This is a genomic window from Pseudomonas nitroreducens (assembly GCF_010994165.1).
GTDB lineage: Bacteria > Pseudomonadota > Gammaproteobacteria > Pseudomonadales > Pseudomonadaceae > Pseudomonas > Pseudomonas nitroreducens.
In genome coordinates, this window is sequence record NZ_WMBX01000001.1 from 683,742 (window position 1) to 700,860 (window position 17,119).

The 17,119-nt window shown below is 64.8% G+C and carries 22 protein-coding genes; 11 read left to right on the top strand and 11 right to left on the bottom strand.

Annotation, left to right across the window (positions count from 1 at the left end; all coding sequences use genetic code 11):
* The first annotated feature begins 17 nt into the window (after positions 1-17).
* The gene (locus tag GJV37_RS03260; protein WP_024766442.1) at positions 18-557 is read left to right on the top strand and encodes a DUF2058 domain-containing protein; all 540 of its coding nucleotides are present in this window, start codon (positions 18-20) and stop codon (positions 555-557) included.
* Positions 558-575: 18 nt separating this feature from the next.
* Here the strand turns inward: GJV37_RS03260 and GJV37_RS03265 are convergent, their stop codons facing one another.
* Positions 576-854, bottom strand: a complete 279-nt coding sequence (locus GJV37_RS03265) for a Rho-binding antiterminator (RefSeq protein ID WP_170858266.1) — start codon at positions 852-854, stop codon at positions 576-578.
* An 11-nt stretch (positions 855-865) separates the two neighbouring features.
* The gene (locus GJV37_RS03270) at positions 866-1,090 is read right to left on the bottom strand and encodes a thioredoxin family protein (RefSeq protein ID WP_037010264.1); all 225 of its coding nucleotides are present in this window, start codon (positions 1,088-1,090) and stop codon (positions 866-868) included.
* 114 nt (positions 1,091-1,204) lie between these two features.
* On the opposite strand from GJV37_RS03270, the gene GJV37_RS03275 reads away from it, so the two are divergent.
* Positions 1,205-1,774, top strand: a complete 570-nt coding sequence (locus GJV37_RS03275; protein ID WP_170858267.1) for a MarR family winged helix-turn-helix transcriptional regulator — start codon at positions 1,205-1,207, stop codon at positions 1,772-1,774.
* 72 nt (positions 1,775-1,846) lie between these two features.
* Here GJV37_RS03275 and GJV37_RS03280 read toward each other — a convergent pair whose 3' ends face one another.
* The 4 genes from GJV37_RS03280 to GJV37_RS03295 form a co-directional block, all read right to left on the bottom strand.
* Complete coding sequence (locus GJV37_RS03280; RefSeq protein ID WP_170858268.1) at positions 1,847-3,136, bottom strand: outer membrane protein transport protein; 1,290 nt, start codon at positions 3,134-3,136, stop codon at positions 1,847-1,849.
* 185 nt (positions 3,137-3,321) lie between these two features.
* On the bottom strand, positions 3,322-3,801 hold the full coding sequence (locus GJV37_RS03285) for a hypothetical protein (protein WP_024766447.1): 480 nt from the start codon (positions 3,799-3,801) through the stop codon (positions 3,322-3,324).
* A 182-nt stretch (positions 3,802-3,983) separates the two neighbouring features.
* Entirely contained in the window at positions 3,984-4,637 is a 654-nt protein-coding gene (locus GJV37_RS03290; RefSeq protein ID WP_024766448.1) for a tetratricopeptide repeat protein, read from the bottom strand.
* 116 nt (positions 4,638-4,753) lie between these two features.
* Positions 4,754-5,608, bottom strand: coding sequence for a sulfurtransferase (locus GJV37_RS03295; protein ID WP_024766449.1), 855 nt, complete (start codon positions 5,606-5,608; stop codon positions 4,754-4,756).
* 80 nt (positions 5,609-5,688) lie between these two features.
* Between GJV37_RS03295 and GJV37_RS03300 the strand changes: the two genes are divergently transcribed.
* The gene (locus GJV37_RS03300) at positions 5,689-6,483 is read left to right on the top strand and encodes a lysophospholipid acyltransferase family protein (protein WP_024766450.1); all 795 of its coding nucleotides are present in this window, start codon (positions 5,689-5,691) and stop codon (positions 6,481-6,483) included.
* A gap of 22 nt (positions 6,484-6,505) precedes the next feature.
* On the opposite strand, the gene GJV37_RS03305 is transcribed toward GJV37_RS03300, so the two are convergent.
* Positions 6,506-7,567: an SMP-30/gluconolactonase/LRE family protein gene (locus tag GJV37_RS03305; protein WP_170858269.1), complete on the bottom strand. Its 1,062-nt coding sequence runs from the start codon at positions 7,565-7,567 to the stop codon at positions 6,506-6,508.
* Between the two features lie 133 nt (positions 7,568-7,700).
* On the opposite strand from GJV37_RS03305, the gene rnd reads away from it, so the two are divergent.
* The 3 genes from rnd to GJV37_RS03320 all read left to right on the top strand — a co-directional run bounded on the left by rnd (position 7,701) and on the right by GJV37_RS03320 (position 10,349).
* On the top strand, positions 7,701-8,840 hold the full coding sequence (gene rnd / locus GJV37_RS03310) for a ribonuclease D (RefSeq protein WP_170858270.1): 1,140 nt from the start codon (positions 7,701-7,703) through the stop codon (positions 8,838-8,840).
* A gap of 33 nt (positions 8,841-8,873) precedes the next feature.
* Complete coding sequence (locus tag GJV37_RS03315) at positions 8,874-9,167, top strand: YcgL domain-containing protein (RefSeq protein ID WP_024766453.1); 294 nt, start codon at positions 8,874-8,876, stop codon at positions 9,165-9,167.
* Between the two features lie 249 nt (positions 9,168-9,416).
* Positions 9,417-10,349: a D-2-hydroxyacid dehydrogenase gene (locus tag GJV37_RS03320; RefSeq protein ID WP_193452142.1), complete on the top strand. Its 933-nt coding sequence runs from the start codon at positions 9,417-9,419 to the stop codon at positions 10,347-10,349.
* Positions 10,350-10,436: 87 nt separating this feature from the next.
* Here GJV37_RS03320 and GJV37_RS03325 read toward each other — a convergent pair whose 3' ends face one another.
* Positions 10,437-11,030, bottom strand: a complete 594-nt coding sequence (locus GJV37_RS03325; protein ID WP_024766455.1) for a nitroreductase family protein — start codon at positions 11,028-11,030, stop codon at positions 10,437-10,439.
* A 258-nt stretch (positions 11,031-11,288) separates the two neighbouring features.
* On the opposite strand from GJV37_RS03325, the gene GJV37_RS03330 reads away from it, so the two are divergent.
* The gene (locus GJV37_RS03330; RefSeq protein WP_024766456.1) at positions 11,289-11,738 is read left to right on the top strand and encodes a YcgN family cysteine cluster protein; all 450 of its coding nucleotides are present in this window, start codon (positions 11,289-11,291) and stop codon (positions 11,736-11,738) included.
* Position 11,739: 1 nt separating this feature from the next.
* Here the strand turns inward: GJV37_RS03330 and GJV37_RS03335 are convergent, their stop codons facing one another.
* Both GJV37_RS03335 and GJV37_RS03340 read right to left on the bottom strand, forming a co-directional pair.
* Positions 11,740-12,087: a CPCC family cysteine-rich protein gene (locus GJV37_RS03335; protein ID WP_024766457.1), complete on the bottom strand. Its 348-nt coding sequence runs from the start codon at positions 12,085-12,087 to the stop codon at positions 11,740-11,742.
* Positions 12,087-14,147: a S9 family peptidase gene (locus GJV37_RS03340; protein ID WP_065086361.1), complete on the bottom strand. Its 2,061-nt coding sequence runs from the start codon at positions 14,145-14,147 to the stop codon at positions 12,087-12,089. The genes GJV37_RS03335 and GJV37_RS03340 overlap by 1 nt, the downstream gene beginning before the upstream one ends.
* Positions 14,148-14,245: 98 nt before the next feature.
* Between GJV37_RS03340 and GJV37_RS03345 the strand changes: the two genes are divergently transcribed.
* From GJV37_RS03345 to GJV37_RS03360, 4 genes are all read left to right on the top strand, one after another.
* Positions 14,246-14,716: an MFS transporter gene (locus tag GJV37_RS03345; RefSeq protein ID WP_169889851.1), complete on the top strand. Its 471-nt coding sequence runs from the start codon at positions 14,246-14,248 to the stop codon at positions 14,714-14,716.
* Between the two features lie 64 nt (positions 14,717-14,780).
* The gene (locus GJV37_RS03350) at positions 14,781-15,227 is read left to right on the top strand and encodes an HIT family protein (protein ID WP_024766460.1); all 447 of its coding nucleotides are present in this window, start codon (positions 14,781-14,783) and stop codon (positions 15,225-15,227) included.
* Positions 15,228-15,230: 3 nt separating this feature from the next.
* Positions 15,231-16,004: a class II glutamine amidotransferase gene (locus GJV37_RS03355; protein ID WP_024766461.1), complete on the top strand. Its 774-nt coding sequence runs from the start codon at positions 15,231-15,233 to the stop codon at positions 16,002-16,004.
* A 90-nt stretch (positions 16,005-16,094) separates the two neighbouring features.
* Entirely contained in the window at positions 16,095-16,619 is a 525-nt protein-coding gene (locus GJV37_RS03360; RefSeq protein WP_024766462.1) for a DUF2937 family protein, read from the top strand.
* 105 nt (positions 16,620-16,724) lie between these two features.
* Here the strand turns inward: GJV37_RS03360 and GJV37_RS03365 are convergent, their stop codons facing one another.
* Positions 16,725-16,991: a DUF2790 domain-containing protein gene (locus GJV37_RS03365; RefSeq protein ID WP_024766463.1), complete on the bottom strand. Its 267-nt coding sequence runs from the start codon at positions 16,989-16,991 to the stop codon at positions 16,725-16,727.
* Positions 16,992-17,119 lie beyond the last annotated feature (128 nt).

Here is a 17,119-nt window from a genome sequence, read left to right on the forward strand (position 1 = left end):
TTGGAGAGCCTTGATTCATGAGCATGTCATTGCGTGATCAGTTGCTGAAAGCCGGGCTGGTCAACGAGAAGCAGGCCAAGCAGGCCGGCAAGCAGAAGCAGAAACAGCAGCGCCTGGAGCACAAGAACCAGGTGGCCAAGGACGACAGTCAGCGTCAGGCTGCCCTGCAGGCCCAGGCCGAGAAGCAGGCTCGCGACGCCGAACTGAACCGCCAGCAGCAGGAAAAGGCCGAGAAGAAGGCCAAGGCCGCGCAGATCAAGCAACTGATCGAGGGCACGCGCCTGCCCAAGCTGGAGTCGGACGACTACTACAACTTCGTCGACAACAAGAAGGTCAAGCGCATCGCGGTCAACGACCTGATCCGCGACAAGCTCAGTCGCGGCAGCCTGGCCATCGTCAGCTACGACGGCCGCTACGAGATCGTCCCGCGTGATGCCGCACTGCGCATCCAGGAACGCGACGAGCGCCGTATCATCCTGCTCAGCGAGCCCAGCGGCGAACCGGACGAGGACGATCCGTACAAGGATTACGTGGTGCCCGACGATCTCATGTGGTGAGGTTGCGGTGGTCCGGTTTCAGGCGGGGCCCAGCTGCACCCTGCCGAACTGCGCCGTCGCCGACAACGGCGTGATGGCGCGCAGGCGGTCCAGCCGGAACTCCCGGCTGGCATCGTCCACTCGTACTTCGACATATTCCTCCAGCGGTCCGTCTTCGATTCGCTGAGTGCGCGTGGTGAAGGCCTGGGCATCGAACACCAGGCCGTCACGCAACTCGATACGCAGCCAGTAGCGGTAGAGGCAGGCGATTTCCAGGTAGTCATGGAGATCGCAATGCAACGGCTGGTAGTCGCTCATCTCGCCAGGCCTTATTTGAGGTCAGCCAATGCCGCGCCGAAGTTCAGGTGCAGCACCTGCCCATCGACCACCAGCGCCGGTACGGATTTCACCCCGGCGGCCTCGGCTTCGGCCACGCGCGGCGACTGCTCGCCCAGGTGCACGACTTCGACTTCGCGGTTCAGCAACGGCAACAACGCTCGCTCGGCTTCGACGCAGACAGGGCAACCGGCATGGTAGTAAACGGCTTTGTTCATGATCCTTCTCCTGATCAGCTATGTATCGATTCGATACCACTTAAGTCTGCGAGCGAGATGGGCCTTCTGTCAAACTGGTTTTTGATCGATACTATCTATCGGGAGGATTAGCCCATGACCGATACGACCCTTTACGACTACCTCGAACGCATTGCTAGCCTGATGCGCGCCTGGGCTCGTGAGCAGCCGCTGATGGCGGATCTGCAGCCGATCCAATTGAGCGCGCTCAATTACCTGGCGCGCTGCAACCGCTATTCGAATACGCCGCTGGGGGTGACGGATTTCCTCGGGCTGACCAAGGGCACGGTCTCCCAGTCGCTCAAGGCATTGGAGGCCAAGGGGCTGATCGAGAAACGCCCGGATGCCCAGGACCGCCGTAGCGTGCACCTCGAGCTGACTCGGGAGGGCAGGGGGCTGATCGATGCACTGGTGCCGCCGGATTTCCTGCGTCGCGCAGAGGAAGCGCTGGGGGAGCGTAGCGAACTGCTGGTCTCGCTGTTGAGGGAATTACTGGCAACCGTGCAGCGTCAGGAAGACGTGCCGGGCTTCGGCCTTTGCCGTACTTGCCGCTTCCACCAGAAACTGGACGGCGGTGGATTGTGCGGTCTGACCGGGGAGCGGCTGGAGAGCGGCGAGGGCGAGCTGATCTGCCGCGAGCATGCCGAGCCCGATCAAGTGGCCTGATGTCCACTGAGCCGATTCGCGGGCAAGAAAAAGCCGGGCATGAGCCCGGCTTTTCGTTACGCCGCGGCGCTATCAGAAGCGATAGGTCATCTGCGCGGTCAGACCGTGGGCGCTGTTGTCATACTTGGCGCTGTAGGCCGGCTGCAGTTGCAGGCCTGCCAGTTCCTGGCCGTCCGGCTGGTTTACGCCGGCGGTGGATTCCCACAGGTAGGCGTAGGCGACATCGATGGTCATGTCGGCATTGGGCGAGTAACCGGCGCCCAGGGTGAAGATCTTGCGATCGCCCACCGGGATGCGCACGTTGCGGTGCTCGTTGGTGGTCGGCGACGGATCGTAGGCGAAGCCGGTACGCAGCACCCACTGGTCGTTCCACTGATAGGAGGTACCGATGGCGGCCGACCAGGTGTCGTGCCAGCTCAGGTCTTCGCCGATGGTGTCGAAGGAAGAGATCGGGGCGCCGGTGTTCTGCACTTCGATGGACTTCAGACGGCTCCAGCGCGTCCAGGTGGTGCCACCGTAGACAGTCCAACGGTCATCCAGCTTCTGGGTGAGGGACAGGTCCAGGGACTCGGGCAGGGTGATGTCCAGGCTGGCATCCATGCGCGAATCGAACAGGCCGGCCGGCGAGTTGGAGACGGTGGTGTGGCCCTTGAGCTCGTACTTCACCTTGGAGTGGTAGGTGGCGCCGATGGAGGTGCTCTCGGTCGGGGTGACCAGTACGCCGACGTTGAAGCCGGCGGCGGTGTCGTCGCCCTTGATGCTGATCTTGGTGTCGTCGCCGTTACCGCCCAGGGCGCCGTTCAGCGCGCCGGTGTTCAGGTAGTTTTCCAGCTTGCCGTCGATGCGGTTGATGGTCGGGCCGAAGCCGACGGATACCACGTCGTTGAACTTGTAGCTGATGGTCGGCTGGACGGTGATGACCTGGACCTTGCTGTAGGAACCGTGGGAGCGGCCCTGGAAGCCACTTTCGTAGTCGTTGATGATGCCGTACGGCACATAGATGCCGAGGCCGACGCTGACCTTGTCATCCAGCGGAGTGGCGAAGTAGCCGAAGGGCACGGCGGCCAGAGGGACGGAGTCGCCCTTGTTGGAGCCGGAGGCAGTGCTGTGTGCGTCACTGATGTCGTCCTTGGCGGAAACAACGGCGAGACCGCCGCTGACTTCAGCACGCTTGAGCTTGGACAGGCCGGCCGGGTTGCCGTAGATGGTGCTGGCGTCCAATGCCGAAGAAGCACGGCCCGCGTAAGCGGTGCCGGCGCCGCTAGCGCTCTGCTCGTTGATGGCGATGCCGTTGGCCAGGGCCTGGGCAGAGGCAGCGCTAATGGTCAGGGCTAGGGTGGTCTTGAGCCATGTTGTTTTCATTGTAAGAGCAACTCCTGTGTTTATCGGCGCGCAAGCTACCAAGATTCCCGGGTCTTGGGTAGTGGTTGGCAGGCGCTCTACCTTGGGCTTCAGGGCTCAAACGAGCGTTCCATCTGAATGATGTCCGTTCGTCGCTGTATGTAAATAATTTCTGACCGATCGGTCACGCTTCGGGTACGGAAGTACTAGGCGACTCGACTTAAATTGCCGACATAGCTGTGCCAGGCGTCGACGAAGTCGTGGAGGCGCCCGTGAGGGTGGAACACCTGGCGCCAGATGCGAGCCAGTTCCATGGGGTCGTCCGCCAGTGGCAGGGAAAGGTGTTCCGCCTCGACCAGCATCCAGGCAATGGCCGTGCTGTAACGCAGGTTGACCGTCAGTTCGAGATGCGGTGCGTCGAGGAAAGCATGCTGGCTGGCCAGCCCCCGGACGCGGCTGGCCAGCTCGGGGTCCAGCGCCAGGAATCCATCCCAGAGCGTCTGGTGCCGCTGCTCACCGATGCGATACAACCCGTGGCCATGGCTGTCATCGAGGGCGCTCCCCAGCGCCGACTGACAGGCTGCTGCCCCCAGCAGCAGCGATTCGGCCGCGATACTGTGGCGCCCCAGGTAGTGCAGGGTGGGGCGGATCACATACTGGCAGAGATCGTTCGCGGCGATTCCCATGACATCCTCGTCATCAATGACCGGCGGGGCTGGGCGTCTTGGCAGCTTCTGATGATTATCCTCGGCCCCGCCGGAAGCGGACTTAGCCGCTCGAATTGAAGTGTAGTGCGATGAATGTGATGTAAAGGACTGTTTTTAAATTGTTTAGTCGGCGCCGCTTTCCTTCATATTCCTTCTGGCGATTAGATGCTCGGCGGTAACTCCGGCATCGCAGCGAGCTTTTCCGCTGCCTCTTCGTGGCCCTGTTCCGCCGCCTTCTGGTACCAGGAGCGCGCCTGCGCGGGGTTCTTCGCCACGCCGCGGCCCTTGGCGTAGCTCTCCGCTACCTGGAACTCGGCGTCTACATCCCCTTGCTCGGCCGACTGCAGGTAGAGGGCGAAAGCCTTCTTGTAGCTGCGGGTCACGCCGGTGCCGTTCTCGTACATGATTGCCAGGTTGAACTGGGCGTCCTTGTCGCCCTGGTCGACGGCTTTCTGATACCAGTACACCGCCTTGGCCGAGTCCTGCTCGACGCCGTCGCCGTTGTCGTAGGCGTTACCCAGGTTGTACTGGGCACAGGCATGGCCCTGCCTGGCGGCCTTTTCGTACCAGTAGGCGGCCTTCTCGTAGTCCTGGTCGTACTCGTCGCTACCGGAGTCGTATTCCAGGCCGAGCGTGTACTGCGCACTGGCGTGGCCAGCCTTGGCGGCTTTCACCAGGTCGTCGCCATAGAGGTCGGACCACTGGTCCTGGATTTCACAGGGGGTGGCTTCGAGCTCGGTGGCGTAGGCCGGGGCAGTGCTGCACAGGCCAAGCAGCAGGCTGGCGAGCAGGGTCTGGTGGATGCGCGAGGGCATGGGGATCACTCCTTTGAAGATTGGGCACGAGTCTGACGGATGCCTTTACACCTATCCATGAGAACGGAAGACGCTGGTGTGACGCGTCTTCCGCTTTTATTGCCGGAAGTGGGCAATCAGTCGCCTGTTGCCACCGGGCGCCGCGCATCGGTGATCCATTCACTCCAGGAGCCCGCATACAAGCGACCCAGCGGGTAGCCAGCCAGGCTCAGTGCGAACAGGTTGTGGCAGGCGGTGACGCCGGAGCCGCAGTAGGCCACCAGATCCTCGGCCGGGCGGCCGCGCAGCAGCCCGGCGAAGCGCTGGTGCAGGTGCTCGGGGCGCAGGAAACGGCCGTCATTGCCCAGGTTGTCGGTGAAGGCCGCGCACTGGGCGCCGGGAATGTGCCCGGCCACCGGATCGATGGGCTCCACCTCGCCACGGAAGCGCGGCAGGCCGCGGGCGTCGATCAGCGGCAGCTCGGCGTCGCCGAGTTTGCTGGCCAGTTCGCTGGCACTGATCAACAGGCTGTTGTCCGGCTGGCCCTTGAAGTCGCCGGGTCGCACCGGCGTTTCGGCGGTAGTCAGGCGCTGGCCGGCGTTGCGCCAGGCACTCAGGCCGCCATCGAGCAGATAGACGCCCTCGCTCTTGCCCAGCCACAGCAATAGCCACCAGGCGCGGGCGGCGAAGGCGCCGGGGCCATCGTCATACAGCACCACTTCGCTGTCGGCATTCAGCCCCCAGCCACGCAGCTTCTCCAGCAGGTGCTGCGGGTCAGGCAACGGATGGCGGCCCGTTACACCCGGCCGCACCGGGGCGGAGAGATCGCGGTTGAGATCGGCGAAATGCGCGCCGGGAATATGATTCTCCTGGTAGCTGCGTGCGCCGTAGGCCGGGTCTTCGAGGGCGAAGCGGCAGTCGAGGAGGACGAGGTTCGGGTCATCGAGGCGGGCGGCCAGTTGCTCGGGCGTGAGCAGGCGGGCTTGGGTCATGGGCGCGTTCCTGTGTCGTGACGGGGCCGAAACGCATCATAAGGCTTGTATGAAGAAAAGTTGGTGGGGAGTTGGCGAACATGCTCAACCTGCAATCGGCGCCGCGCAAGGCCGGCCCGCTGCGAGTCGCCCTGGTGGGCCTGGCGACCGTTCTGATCACCCTGGGCTACAGCGTCCGGGTCCTGCTGCTGGGGGCCATCGGCCGGCTTCGCCGCGCCAAGGTCGACGGCTTCACACGCGACTGGTCCGCCAGCCTGTTGAGCCTGACCGGTGCGCGCCTGAGCCGCCACGGTGAGGTACCGGACTTCGGCGATGGCCGTCGTTACATGATCCTCTGCACCCATTCCAGCTTCTACGACATCCCGGCGATCTTCGTGACCATGCCCGGCTCGATCCGCATGCTGGCCAAGCGTGAGCTGTTTGCCGTGCCGGTATGGGGCGCGGCCATGCGGGCGGCAGAGTTCCCCTCCATCGACCGGCACAACCGCCACCAGGCCGTGGCGGACCTCGCCAGGGCGCGCGCGATGATGGAGAGCGGTATCGTGCTCTGGGCTGCGCCGGAGGGCACGCGTTCCAAGGATGGCAAGCTGCAGCCATTCAAGAAGGGCTGCTTCCGCCTGGCGCAGCAGACCGACGCGATCATTGTCCCGGTGGCGATTCGCGGCATTCAGCAATTGCTCCCGGCTGGCGGCCTGAAGCTGAATCTTGGCATGCCGGTGGAAGTGCATGTCGGCGCACCGATCGACTCCACCCGGTTCACCGAGCATGGCGTCGATGCCCTGATGAGTGAGGTGCGCGAGCGAATGCTGGAGTTGCTGGAGCCCTCCACCGTGCCCGTACCGGCGCCTGCCCTTAAGGAGCAGACGCCGGCCTGAGGCGTCAGTGAATCAGGAGCCTTCAGCGGATGGGCAGCCGTCCGATACGATCGTTCTCCAGGCTGCCCAGGTACAGCACACCGTTCACCGGCTTGGCCGAGGTCACCATGCGCAGGTGCTGGCCGCTGGTGTCATGCAGGCTGCGCACGATCTCGCCCTTCTCGTTCACCTGGATCACGAGGCCATAGGGCACCGGCTTGGGCAGGACCGCGCGCGGCAGCTTGGTGAGCTGGCGTTTCAGCCAGGGCATCTGCTGGATCACATCGGCGTCTGCCTTGCGCGGCGAGGGCAGGGCGACCCAGAAGGTGCCGCTGCGATCGCTGGCGAGGTTGTCCGGCAGGCCTGGCAGGTTGTCGATGAGCACGTCGTGTTGCCCGGCCTTTTCGCCCTTGAGCCAGTAACGCGTGATGCGGTAGCGGTAGGTCTCGTTGACCAGGACGAAGTCCTCGTGCTGCGACAGCGCCACGCCGTTGGCGAAGTACAGGTCCTTGAGCAGCGTCTCGGTCTTGCCGGTGGCCGGGTCGTAGCGCAGCAGGCGGCCGTGGGGGCGGGCTTCGAGCAGGTCGAGGATGTAGTCGGGCTGATGGAAGCGGCTGGAGGCGTCGCTGAAATAGATGCGCCCGTCGCTGGCGATGTCCAGGTCATCGGTAAAGGCGAAGGGCACGCCGTCGGCCGAGTCGGTCAGTACGCGGATCTTGCCCTGCGGATCGATCTGAAGCAGGCCTTTCCAGGCATCGGCGACGATCAGGTTTCCGGCCTGGTCGAATGCCAGCCCGAGCGGGCGTCCGCCGGTTTCGACGAAGGTTTGCGCCTTGCCGTCGGCGCCGATGCGCACGATGCGTCCGTCGTCCAGGCCGGCAAACACCTGGCCCTGGCTGTCCACGGCGGTGTCTTCGGGGCCGACGATCTGGCCCTGGGCAAGCAGTTCGGCCTTCATCAGCGTGTCGTTGGGTTCCATCACGCCGGTCATCGGCGGCGCCTTGGGCGGCGTCCAGGCCAGCGGATCGATGGGGCTGGGCGTGAAGGCCAGGTAAACGGCGAGGGCGGCGACCAGCAGGACGACCAACCCGAGAAGCTTCTTCATGTAAAGCTGCCTTATTGTTGTTGTGAGCGGGGCAAAGCGTAGAGACCGCTGGCCGATCGTCACACACCGATGGCCGAGTGGAATGCTCGCACATCATGCATCTCTATATACTGCGCGCACCGAAACGAAGGAGATGTTCGTGACCGCCCTCGATATACAGTGGATTCGCGACGATACCACCCTGGAACGCAAGTGCCAGGACTGGAAAGAACTGCCGTACCTCGCGCTCGATACCGAGTTCATGCGTGTCGATACCTTCTACCCGGAAGCCGGGCTGGTGCAGGTGGGTGACGGCAGCGGCGTGTGGCTGATCGACCCGCTGCTGATCCGCGACTGGTCGCCGTTTGCCGCGTTGCTCGAATCGCCGCTGGTGGTCAAGGTGTTCCATGCCTGCGGCGAAGACCTGGAAGTATTCCAGCGCCTGACCGGCAGCCTGCCGCAGCCGCTGTTCGATACCCAGTTGGCCGCCGCCTACCTGGGCATGCCGCACTCCATGGGCTACTCCAAACTGGTGCTGGAAATCCTCGGCCTCGACCTGCCCAAGGATGAAACCCGCTCCGACTGGTTGCAGCGCCCGTTGACCGACATGCAGGTGCGTTACGCCGCCGAGGACGTGCAGCACCTGGCCGAGGTCTACGTGAAACTGGCGCCGCGCCTGAGCGACGAGAAATTGCAGTGGCTGCTGGCCGATGGTGCCGACCTCACTCAGAACCAGAGCCGCGTCAGCGATCCGCAGCAGGCTTACCTCGACGTCAAGTTGGCGTGGAAGCTCAATCCCCTGCAACTGGCCGTGCTGCGCGAACTGTGTGTCTGGCGCGAGGAGCAGGCGCGGTTGCGCAACAAGCCGCGCAACCATGTGCTGCGCGAGCATACCCTGTGGCCGCTGTCGCGCTTCCAGCCTGCCGACAAGGTTGCACTGGCACGCATCGACGACATGCACCCACGTACGGTGCGCCAGGACGGCGACACCCTGATCGCCTTGATCGCTCATGCAGCGAAGCTGCCAGAGGCAGAACGCCCCCAGCCCCTGCCCGAGCCGCTGCCGCGCGAGATCGCCCCGGTGCTGAAGAAGCTGCGCGAAGTCGGCCAGAAGGAGGCCGAGCGCCTGGACATGGCGCCCGAGCTGATGCTGCGCAAGAAGATTCTCGAGGCCTTGCTCAAGACCGGTTGGCCCAATGGCCCCTATCAACTGCCCGATTCGCTGCAAGGCTGGCGCCGCGAGCTGATGGGGCAGGCCCTGCTGGACAGCCTGGCTGCCCCGACTGCCGAATAACGCGGCCCACCCCATCACGCAGAAAGAACCGACATGAAACGCATCTGCTCCATCTACAAGAGTCCGCGCAAGAACGAGATGTACCTGTACGTCGACAAGCGCGAAGCCCTAAGCCGCGTTCCCGAGGCGCTGCTGGCGGCCTTTGGCGCGCCGAAGCACACCTTCGACCTGGTCCTGAGTCCCGAGCGCCAGCTGGCTCGCGAAGACATCAACGTGGTGCTGGAAAACATCGAGAAACAAGGTTTCCACCTGCAGATGCCACCGGCCGAAGACGAGTACATCGAGCACCTGCCCGAAGAGCTGCTGCGGCGAAACGATCCAGTCTGATCCCGACTGGCTCGTCACTGCGCTCAGGCCGCGGATTTGCCCAGTGCTGGCACTGTGCAAGTTCGCGGCTTGAGCGCATTATGCGCGGAGAATAGGGTTCAACGGAGCGGAACGCTTGGTCTTTGGCTGTGTCTATAGCCGCCTGACTTCCCTAGAACTGACCACGTTTTATCCCAGGGAAGCTCCCTTGAAGCGAGTCCAGATGCGCCAGCCGGAAATGCACCACCGCTCGAAGCGAAAGGCCTGACCATGCGCCTGCTCGTACTCGATCGCGAACACTCCCTTTACGCCGCCCTGCTGATGGCGGCCGAACCCCGGTTGACGGTGATCTCCGGCAACAACCCCGATGGCCTGGTGGAAGCGGCGGCGGAGTGCCCGGTATGGCTCGGCGAGCCAACCCTGGCCGCGCAGCTGTTGCGCCACGGCGTGCACCCGGTGTGGATCCAGTCCAGCTGGGCGGGCATCACCCCGCTGCTGGCCGACGACTTGCCCAAGGACTACGCGCTGACCCGCGCCGTCGGCATCTTCGGCCAGGTCATGACCGAATACCTGCTCACCTACATGCTTGCCCACGAGCGCCAGTTCCTTGGTCGCCTGGCCAGCCAGGTCGGCGTGCAGTGGGACGACCGCTCGCCGGGCAGCCTGAGCGGCCGGCAGATCCTCATCGTCGGCACGGGCGAGATCGGCCAGGCCGTAGCGCATATGCTCGCGCCGTTCGGCGTCGAACTGGTCGGCGTGGCGAAGAACCCGCGCGCGCTGGTGCCCTTTGGCCGCATGGGCGGGCTGGATGACCTGCCGCGTCTGGCCGAGACCGCCGACTACGTGATCAACCTGTTGCCCGATACGCCGGAAACCGCCGATATCTACAACCTGGCGCTGTTCCAGCGGATGAAGCCCACCGCGCTGTTCCTCAACGCCGGGCGCGGCACTTCGGTGGTGGACGAGGACCTTGTCGCGGCGCTGGAAGCCAACCAACTGGCCGGCGCAGTGATCGATGTCTGCCGCCAGGAACCGTTGCCGACGTCGCACCCGTTCTGGCACACGCCGCGCCTGTTGCTGACTGGCCATACGGCGGCGCCGACCCTACCGGGCCTGCTCATCGAGCTGTTCCGCGACAACCTGACCCGCTTCTGGGCGGGACAGACCATGCGTGGCGAGGTGGATTTCTCCCGCGGTTACTGATCGCTGTCGCACCGATGACATAAAAAAGGCCCCGATCGGGGCCTTTTCTTTTGTTCTGCTGTAGGGCGGAAAGTCCGGCGCTGGGCGTCAGAGCGAGAAATCGCCCTCGGCCACGATCTCCGCCAGCGGGCGGCGAGCATTGGGCACTTCGCGGGCCTGCAGGCTCTCGGAGAGGATCGACTTGTCGCCGAGCTTGCCGATGGCGATCACTGCGTGGATCTCATGATCCGCCGGGACTTTCAATTCGGTGCGCGCCAGCTCGCGGTCGAAGCCGGCCATGCCGTGGGTGTGCCAGCCAGCCAGGCTCGCCTGCAGGGCGAGGAAGCCCCAGGCGGAGCCGGTGTCGAAGCTGTGCCACAGAGCCGGTTTTTCTTCGCTGGAGCCGGGCGGAGCGAAGGTGGTCTTGGACAGAACGACGACCAGCGCCGAGGCGTGTTGCGCCCAGCCACGATTGAACTCGCCCAGCAGGTTCAGGTAGCGCTGCCAGTTCGGCGTGTCGCGCCGGGCGAAGAGGAAGCGCCAGGGCTGCGAGTTGAAGGAGGACGGTGCCCAGCGCGCGGCCTCGATGAAGCTCAGCAGGGTCTCCTGGGGAATGGCTTCGCCGTTGAAGGCGCGGGGCGACCAGCGATTGATGAACTGCGGGTCGATGGGGTGCTCGGAAACGCGAGGGTTGGCGCTCATGGTGGCTCCTTGAAGGGCGTGGAATCTGCCGATGGTGCCGTGGTCGGCCGGGCATCGCGGTGGGATCGGGCGGCGCGGCTGCGGGAAGCGGCTGGCGAGTCCTGCCTGATGTGTCGGCGGACCGGGCCCGTGGGGCGATCAAACTAACCAGCACGGCCCGCTCTGGCAAGTCTCGCGCGGTCAATGGTCGCCTGCGCTTGGCCTGCGAGCGCGGCGGGCTTAGACTTTGCGCCCCGTGAAATTGCCCCTGTACAAAAAATGGCCGCCAAAGTAGAGCCCTTCTGGAAACGCAAGACCCTTGACCAGCTCGACCAGGAAGAGTGGGAGTCGCTGTGCGACGGCTGCGGCCTGTGCTGCCTGCAGAAACTGGAGGACGAGGACGACGGCACCGTCTACTACACGCGCATCGCCTGCAAGCTGCTGGACCTGAAGACCTGCCGCTGCACCGACTACGCCAATCGCCGTGCCAGCGTGCCCGACTGCATCCAGCTCACCCCGGCCCAGGCCGATGAGTTCCAGTGGCTGCCGCCGACCTGCGGCTACCGCCTGGTGGCCGAGGGCAAGGACCTGCCGCTGTGGCACCACCTTGTCTGCGGTGATCCGGAGGCGGTGCACCATGAGCGCATCTCGCAGTCCGGCCGCATGCTTGCGGAGGGTTCGGTGCCCGAGGACGACTGGGAAGAACACCTGATCTTCCGCGCCGGCTGAGTCAGCCCGGCGTGGGTGTGCGCAACCAGTAGCAGGCTTCCTCACCGGTCAGTGGAGCCTCGCCATCCGGCAGGTCCACGCGCTTTTCCCAGAGCGGAAACCAGCGCTCGTCCTTCTCGTCGTCGATGGTCGCCGGGCGCACCTGCGCGCGGAAGCGCCGCTCGCATGCGCCCCATTGCACGAAGTTGACCTGCGCCTCGATCAGGCTGACGGCATTGGCGCCGCCGCGTGCGTCGGGGAAGCAGAGTTGCAGGTGATCGTCTTCCCAGAAGCAGATCTCGCAGATTTCGTACGACCCAGGAGGGTCGCCGAAACTGAAGTAGCCGCAGCACGGGCAGGTGTAGAGCATCAGGCGTTGCCTTCGATGCCCAGCACCTTGAACAGGAAGGCGTATTCCAGCGCTACGTCCTTCAGGCCCTGATAGCGTCCGCTCATGCCGCCGTGGCCGGCGCCCAGGTCGGTCTTGAGGAGCAGCAGGCGGTCGTCGGTCTTGCTGACGCGCAGCTTGGCTACCCACTTGGCGGCTTCCCAGTACTGCACGCGGCTGTCGTTGTAGCCGGCCACCACCAGCAGGGCGGGGTAGTCCTGGGCGCTGACGTTCTCGTAGGGCGCGTAGGCCTTGATCCGTGCGTAGACCTCCGGCTCCTGCGGGTTGCCCCATTCGTCGTACTCGGTGACGGTCAGCGGCAGGTCGGGGTTGAGCATGCTGTTGAGCACATCGACGAAGGGCACTTCGGCGATGGCCGCGGCGAACAGCTGTGGGCGCTGGTTGAGTACCGCGCCGATCAGCAGGCCGCCGGCACTGCCGCCGCTGATGGCCAGTTGCGCCGGGGTGCTGTAGCCGTGGTCCAGCAGATGTTCGGCGCAGGCGATGAAGTCGCTGAAGGTGTTCTGCTTGTGCGCCAGCTTGCCGGCGCGGTACCAGGCTTCGCCCAGCTCGCCGCCGCCGCGAACGTGGGCGATGGCGAAGACGAAGCCACGCTCCAGCAGGCTCAGGCGGGCGTGGGAGAACCAGGGGTCGAGGCTCTCGCCATAGGCGCCGTAGCCATAGAGATAGAGCGGGGCGGGCTTGCCGCGGGCGACGTCTTCCAGCACGTCGCGGCGGCCGACCAGGCTGATCGGCACCTGTACGCCGTCAGCGGCGTCGGCCCAGAGGCGGCGGCTTTCGTAGGCGTCGGCGTCGAACGGGCCTTCTACCGGCGTTTCCTTCAGAACCTTTTGCTCTCCGCTTGAAAGATTCAACTGTCGGATCTGCGCCGGTCGGTTGAGGGCCTCGTAGCGCAGGCGGATCGTGGCGCTGTCGAACTCCAGGCTGTCCTGCACGTACAGGTTATAGGCGGCGTCCGGCAGGTCCACCCGGTGTGCCGGTTGTCCATGGGGATGGACTTCGACGATCGGCAGGCCGCCTTCGCGCAGGCTCAGGGTGAGTGCGCTGGCGTTCAGGGTGAGGCCTTCCAGCATCACGTCGTCACGGTGCGCCACCAGCTCCTGCCAGTGGGCGCGGGTGGGTTGCGTCTCGCTGGCGTGGTAGAGGGCGAAGTTGATGCCGGCCTGGTTGCTGCGGATCATCCAGGCCCAGTCGCCGTTCAGGCGACCGTGGTCCGGGTAGTACTCGTGGTCTTCCTCCCGTGGTGCCAGGCAGACGAACTCGCCCTCGGGCGTATTGGCATCCAGTACCCAGGCTTCACTGGTGGTCTTGCTGTTGAGCAGCAGGATCAGCTGGCGTTCGGAACTGGCGCGGTAGCAGTTGAGGAAGAAGCGCCCGTCGGGCTCCTCGAAGATCAGCTGCGCGCCGCTCTCGCCCAGGCTGTGGCGGTAGAGCTTGTGCGGGCGGTGGGTGTCGTCCAGCTCACCGAAGAACAGGGTGCGGTTGTCGTTGGCCCAGGTCAGGCTGCCATCGCAGTCCTCGAAGGGCAGGGTGGTGACGCTGCCGTCAGCCAGTTCCTTCACGTACAGGGTGTAGATCTCGTCGCCGCTGGTATCCAGGCTGTAGGCCAGCTTCGAATGATCGGGGCTGATGCTGAAGGCGCCCACGGACAGGAAGCCATCGCCGGCCAGGGCGTTGGGGTCCAGCAGCAGCTCTTCGGCGCTCGCGTCGACGGTGAGCGAGCCGTCGGCCGGGCGGGGGCTGCGGTAGTGGCGCGGGTACTCGTCGCCGGCAGTGGTGCGCTGGTAGTAGAGCCAGGGGCCCCAGGGCGTGGGCAGCGACAGGTCGGTTTCGCGGATGCGGCCCTTGATCTCCTGGAACAGGGTTTCGCGCAGTTTCGTCTGAGGAAGAAGCTGATCTTCCAGGTAGGCATTTTCTGCTTTCAGGTAGTCGAGGACGTCCTCGGCGTCACGGTTTTCCAGCCAGGCATACGGATCGGCGGCGGCTTCGCGGCGGGCGATGGGGGGCTGGCGGTCGGTCATGGTGGCTCCTCGGGACGGCATGGGGGACGCCCGGATGCGCACCCATGGGGAAAAGCGGCTATCATACGCACCCCTCTGTCGACACCGCACGCACGCGCATGAACGAACACGATTACACGCTTGCCTGGGGCGCCTATATCGCCGCCGGCCTTGGCCTGACCCTGGTCTGGTTCCTGATGACCGGCTGGATGTGGCGCTGGCTGCGCGAGCCGCTGCGGGTGATCGTCATCGTCCTGCTGTTCACCCCGACCCCGGTGGACCCGGCGAACAACCTGTACGCTCCGGCTATCGCGATCACCGCGCTGGACGTGGTGTTCAAGGTTGGCAACAACGCCTGGCGCGCCGTCTCCGACCTTGCCCTGGTGCTGCTGGCGGCATTCGGTGTGTACCTGCTGTTCGTGCTCATCCGCTGGCCGCTGGAGCGCTCGCTGAAGAAGCGCCGCCAGGAAAAGGTCGACGAAGACGAGCCGACCCTGCGCCAGCTGATGCAACCGCAGCTCATGCCCGACGTTGACAGCCACACCGACGATCACGGCGAGCGCCGCATGCGGATCGAACCGCGCCTGTAGTCCGGCCTTGCGTACTGCCCCGCACGCGTCCAGCATGAACTGAACGGCCTTTCGAGGAGTTCCCATGGACTGCGTGTTCTGCGCCATCGCGGCCGGTCGCGTGCCGGCCCGTACCCTCTACGAAGACGACCATTTCATCGTGCTGCTGGACATCTATCCGCTGCGCCCCGCGCACCTGCTGCTGGTCGCCCGCGAGCACGCGGCCTTCCTGCACCAGCTCTCCGAGGCTGCGCAGCAGGACCTGATCCCGTTGGCCGAACGCATGGAGCGGGTGCTGCGTCGCGCCGGCTACGGGCGAGTCGGCATCAACCTGCTGGTCAACGACGGCCCCGCGGCCAACCAGCACGTCGCACATTTTCATCTGCACCTTATCCCGCGTGAGTTGAACGACCTGCCAGCCCTGCTGCTGCGCGCGCTGACGCGGTTCCTGCCACTGGGGCGGAAAAGGATGCAGAATCGCCTGGAACGCGAGCTGCATCAGCTGCGCGAGGCACTGATGGAGGAGAACTGATTCATGTGCGAGTTGCTCGGCATGAGCGCCAACGTCCCGACGGACATCGTCTTCAGCTTCACCGGGCTGATGCAGCGCGGCGGCGGCACCGGCCCGCACCGTGACGGCTGGGGCATCGCCTTTTATGAGGGGCGCGGTGTGCGGCTGTTCCAGGACCCGTCCGCCAGCGTCGACTCGGAAGTCGCGCGGCTGGTGCAGCGCTACCCGATCAAGAGCGAAGCGGTGATCGGCCACATCCGCCAGGCCAACGTCGGCAAGGTCTGCCTGGCCAACACCCATCCGTTCGTGCGCGAGATGGGCGGCCGCTACTGGACCTTTGCCCACAACGGCCAGCTCGCCGACTTCCATCCCGAACCCGGTCTCTACCGCGCGGTGGGCGACACCGACAGCGAAGCGGCCTTCTGCGACCTGCTCAACCGCGTGCGGCGTGCCTTTCCCGAGCCCGTACCGGTGGAGGTGCTGCTGCCCACGCTGGTGACTGCCTGCGCGTCCTATCGCGAGAAGGGGGTGTTCAACTGCCTGCTCAGTGACGGTGATTGGCTGTTCACCTTCTGTTCCACCAAGCTGGCGTGGATCACCCGCCGTGCGCCCTTCGGGCCTGCGCGCCTGAAGGACGCCGATGTCACCGTGGACTTCCAGTCGGAAACCACACCCAACGACGTGGTCACGGTGATCGCCACCGAGCCGCTGACCGACAACGAGAACTGGACCCTGATGCAGGGCGGCGAGTGGATGCTCTGGTGGCGTGGCGAGATCGTCACCCAGGGGCGCATCTGAGCGGGACGTGAAGCATTCCCGGAACGTGAACGCGGCAAGCGGGAGAATCCCGCGTTGCCTTGCACATCATAAGAACGAAAGGGGGAAAGAATGCTGCGCAGCTATGTACGCATGGTGCTGTTCGCACTGGGTCTGATGGTCGCGGTCCAGATTCCGGGTTTCATCAAGGACTACGCGCAACGCGTCGATGCCCACCGCATCGAGGCAACGCAGGCGCTGCAAGGCTTCAAGGACACCTCGGGGCAGTTCTTCAAGGGCGACCTGAGCGCCCTGGTGGCGCATTACCGCGGCAGCGCCGACCCGGTATTCCAGCGCGACGCCGACAATATCGAGCGGTTGATGCGTCGCGCCCAGTTGTTCGACAACGAGTGGCAGGCGTTGCAGGGCACCTGGTACCAGCGCGCACTGCACATGCTCACCTCGCCGAATCACGAACTGCTGCAGGAAACCTACGAGAACTACCGCTACCAGGTGATGCTGGAGCCCGAGGCAATTGGCTGGGCGCTGGCCGGTGGTCTGTTGCTGGCATGGATCGCCGAGGTACTGATGGCCTCGGTGGCGGCGCTGGTCGGCCTGGGGGACAACCGTCGCGCTTCGCGGCGGCATTGGAACTGAGCGACATCACCTGGCGGCGGGCCACTCATCAGGATCGCCCCCCGGTCGCCACCACTGGCTCGCGGGGTTTGGCCAAGACGGCCGGAGGGCGATGCTAGGCAAGGCTCAGCCCTGGCTGGTGCTGCCGCCCCATTCGAGGAAGCGGACCTTGTGGGTCTGGCCTTCGTGATCCTGGTAGACCATGTACGCCGGCACGATGCCGACCTTGCCGGAGTTGTCGGTGCGGTGCAGGACCTTGTCGACGTCCAGGGACATGCCGTAGTGGTATTCGGTGACCGGCAGGTCGGCGCCGGGGTTCTTGATTGCGTCCTGGGCAAAAGCCATCGGGGCGAGGCTGGAGATGACAGCCGACACGACAGAGGCAAGCTTCATTCTTTATTTCCTCGGTGAAGGACCCGGTCAGGGATCCTTGAGTGGGATGGAGAGCCCCACCGGGGAGCACTGGCATCGATGATGTCTGTCCTGGGGTCCAGACAGGACAGGGGACGATGCTGCAGGCG

What these genes read in the sequence shown, in the direction of transcription:
- GJV37_RS03285 (WP_024766447.1), bottom strand. Translation starts at nt 3,801, where the DNA reads ATGGGAATCGCCGCGAACGATCTCTGCCAGTATGTGATCCGCCCCACC.
- GJV37_RS03330 (WP_024766456.1), top strand. Translation starts at nt 11,289, where the DNA reads ATGGCCGCCAAAGTAGAGCCCTTCTGGAAACGCAAGACCCTTGACCAG.
- GJV37_RS03340 (WP_065086361.1), bottom strand. Translation starts at nt 14,147, where the DNA reads ATGACCGACCGCCAGCCCCCCATCGCCCGCCGCGAAGCCGCCGCCGAT.
- rnd (WP_170858270.1), top strand. Translation starts at nt 7,701, where the DNA reads ATGTTCGTGACCGCCCTCGATATACAGTGGATTCGCGACGATACCACC.
- GJV37_RS03265 (WP_170858266.1), bottom strand. Translation starts at nt 854, where the DNA reads ATGAGCGACTACCAGCCGTTGCATTGCGATCTCCATGACTACCTGGAA.
- GJV37_RS03300 (WP_024766450.1), top strand. Translation starts at nt 5,689, where the DNA reads ATGCTCAACCTGCAATCGGCGCCGCGCAAGGCCGGCCCGCTGCGAGTC.
- GJV37_RS03275 (WP_170858267.1), top strand. Translation starts at nt 1,205, where the DNA reads ATGACCGATACGACCCTTTACGACTACCTCGAACGCATTGCTAGCCTG.
- GJV37_RS03290 (WP_024766448.1), bottom strand. Translation starts at nt 4,637, where the DNA reads ATGCCCTCGCGCATCCACCAGACCCTGCTCGCCAGCCTGCTGCTTGGC.
- GJV37_RS03350 (WP_024766460.1), top strand. Translation starts at nt 14,781, where the DNA reads ATGGACTGCGTGTTCTGCGCCATCGCGGCCGGTCGCGTGCCGGCCCGT.
- GJV37_RS03360 (WP_024766462.1), top strand. Translation starts at nt 16,095, where the DNA reads ATGCTGCGCAGCTATGTACGCATGGTGCTGTTCGCACTGGGTCTGATG.
- GJV37_RS03315 (WP_024766453.1), top strand. Translation starts at nt 8,874, where the DNA reads ATGAAACGCATCTGCTCCATCTACAAGAGTCCGCGCAAGAACGAGATG.
- GJV37_RS03305 (WP_170858269.1), bottom strand. Translation starts at nt 7,567, where the DNA reads ATGAAGAAGCTTCTCGGGTTGGTCGTCCTGCTGGTCGCCGCCCTCGCC.
- GJV37_RS03345 (WP_169889851.1), top strand. Translation starts at nt 14,246, where the DNA reads ATGAACGAACACGATTACACGCTTGCCTGGGGCGCCTATATCGCCGCC.
- GJV37_RS03335 (WP_024766457.1), bottom strand. Translation starts at nt 12,087, where the DNA reads ATGCTCTACACCTGCCCGTGCTGCGGCTACTTCAGTTTCGGCGACCCT.
- GJV37_RS03270 (WP_037010264.1), bottom strand. Translation starts at nt 1,090, where the DNA reads ATGAACAAAGCCGTTTACTACCATGCCGGTTGCCCTGTCTGCGTCGAA.
- GJV37_RS03295 (WP_024766449.1), bottom strand. Translation starts at nt 5,608, where the DNA reads ATGACCCAAGCCCGCCTGCTCACGCCCGAGCAACTGGCCGCCCGCCTC.
- GJV37_RS03320 (WP_193452142.1), top strand. Translation starts at nt 9,417, where the DNA reads ATGCGCCTGCTCGTACTCGATCGCGAACACTCCCTTTACGCCGCCCTG.
- GJV37_RS03325 (WP_024766455.1), bottom strand. Translation starts at nt 11,030, where the DNA reads ATGAGCGCCAACCCTCGCGTTTCCGAGCACCCCATCGACCCGCAGTTC.
- GJV37_RS03280 (WP_170858268.1), bottom strand. Translation starts at nt 3,136, where the DNA reads ATGAAAACAACATGGCTCAAGACCACCCTAGCCCTGACCATTAGCGCT.
- GJV37_RS03355 (WP_024766461.1), top strand. Translation starts at nt 15,231, where the DNA reads ATGTGCGAGTTGCTCGGCATGAGCGCCAACGTCCCGACGGACATCGTC.
- GJV37_RS03260 (WP_024766442.1), top strand. Translation starts at nt 18, where the DNA reads ATGAGCATGTCATTGCGTGATCAGTTGCTGAAAGCCGGGCTGGTCAAC.
- GJV37_RS03365 (WP_024766463.1), bottom strand. Translation starts at nt 16,991, where the DNA reads ATGAAGCTTGCCTCTGTCGTGTCGGCTGTCATCTCCAGCCTCGCCCCG.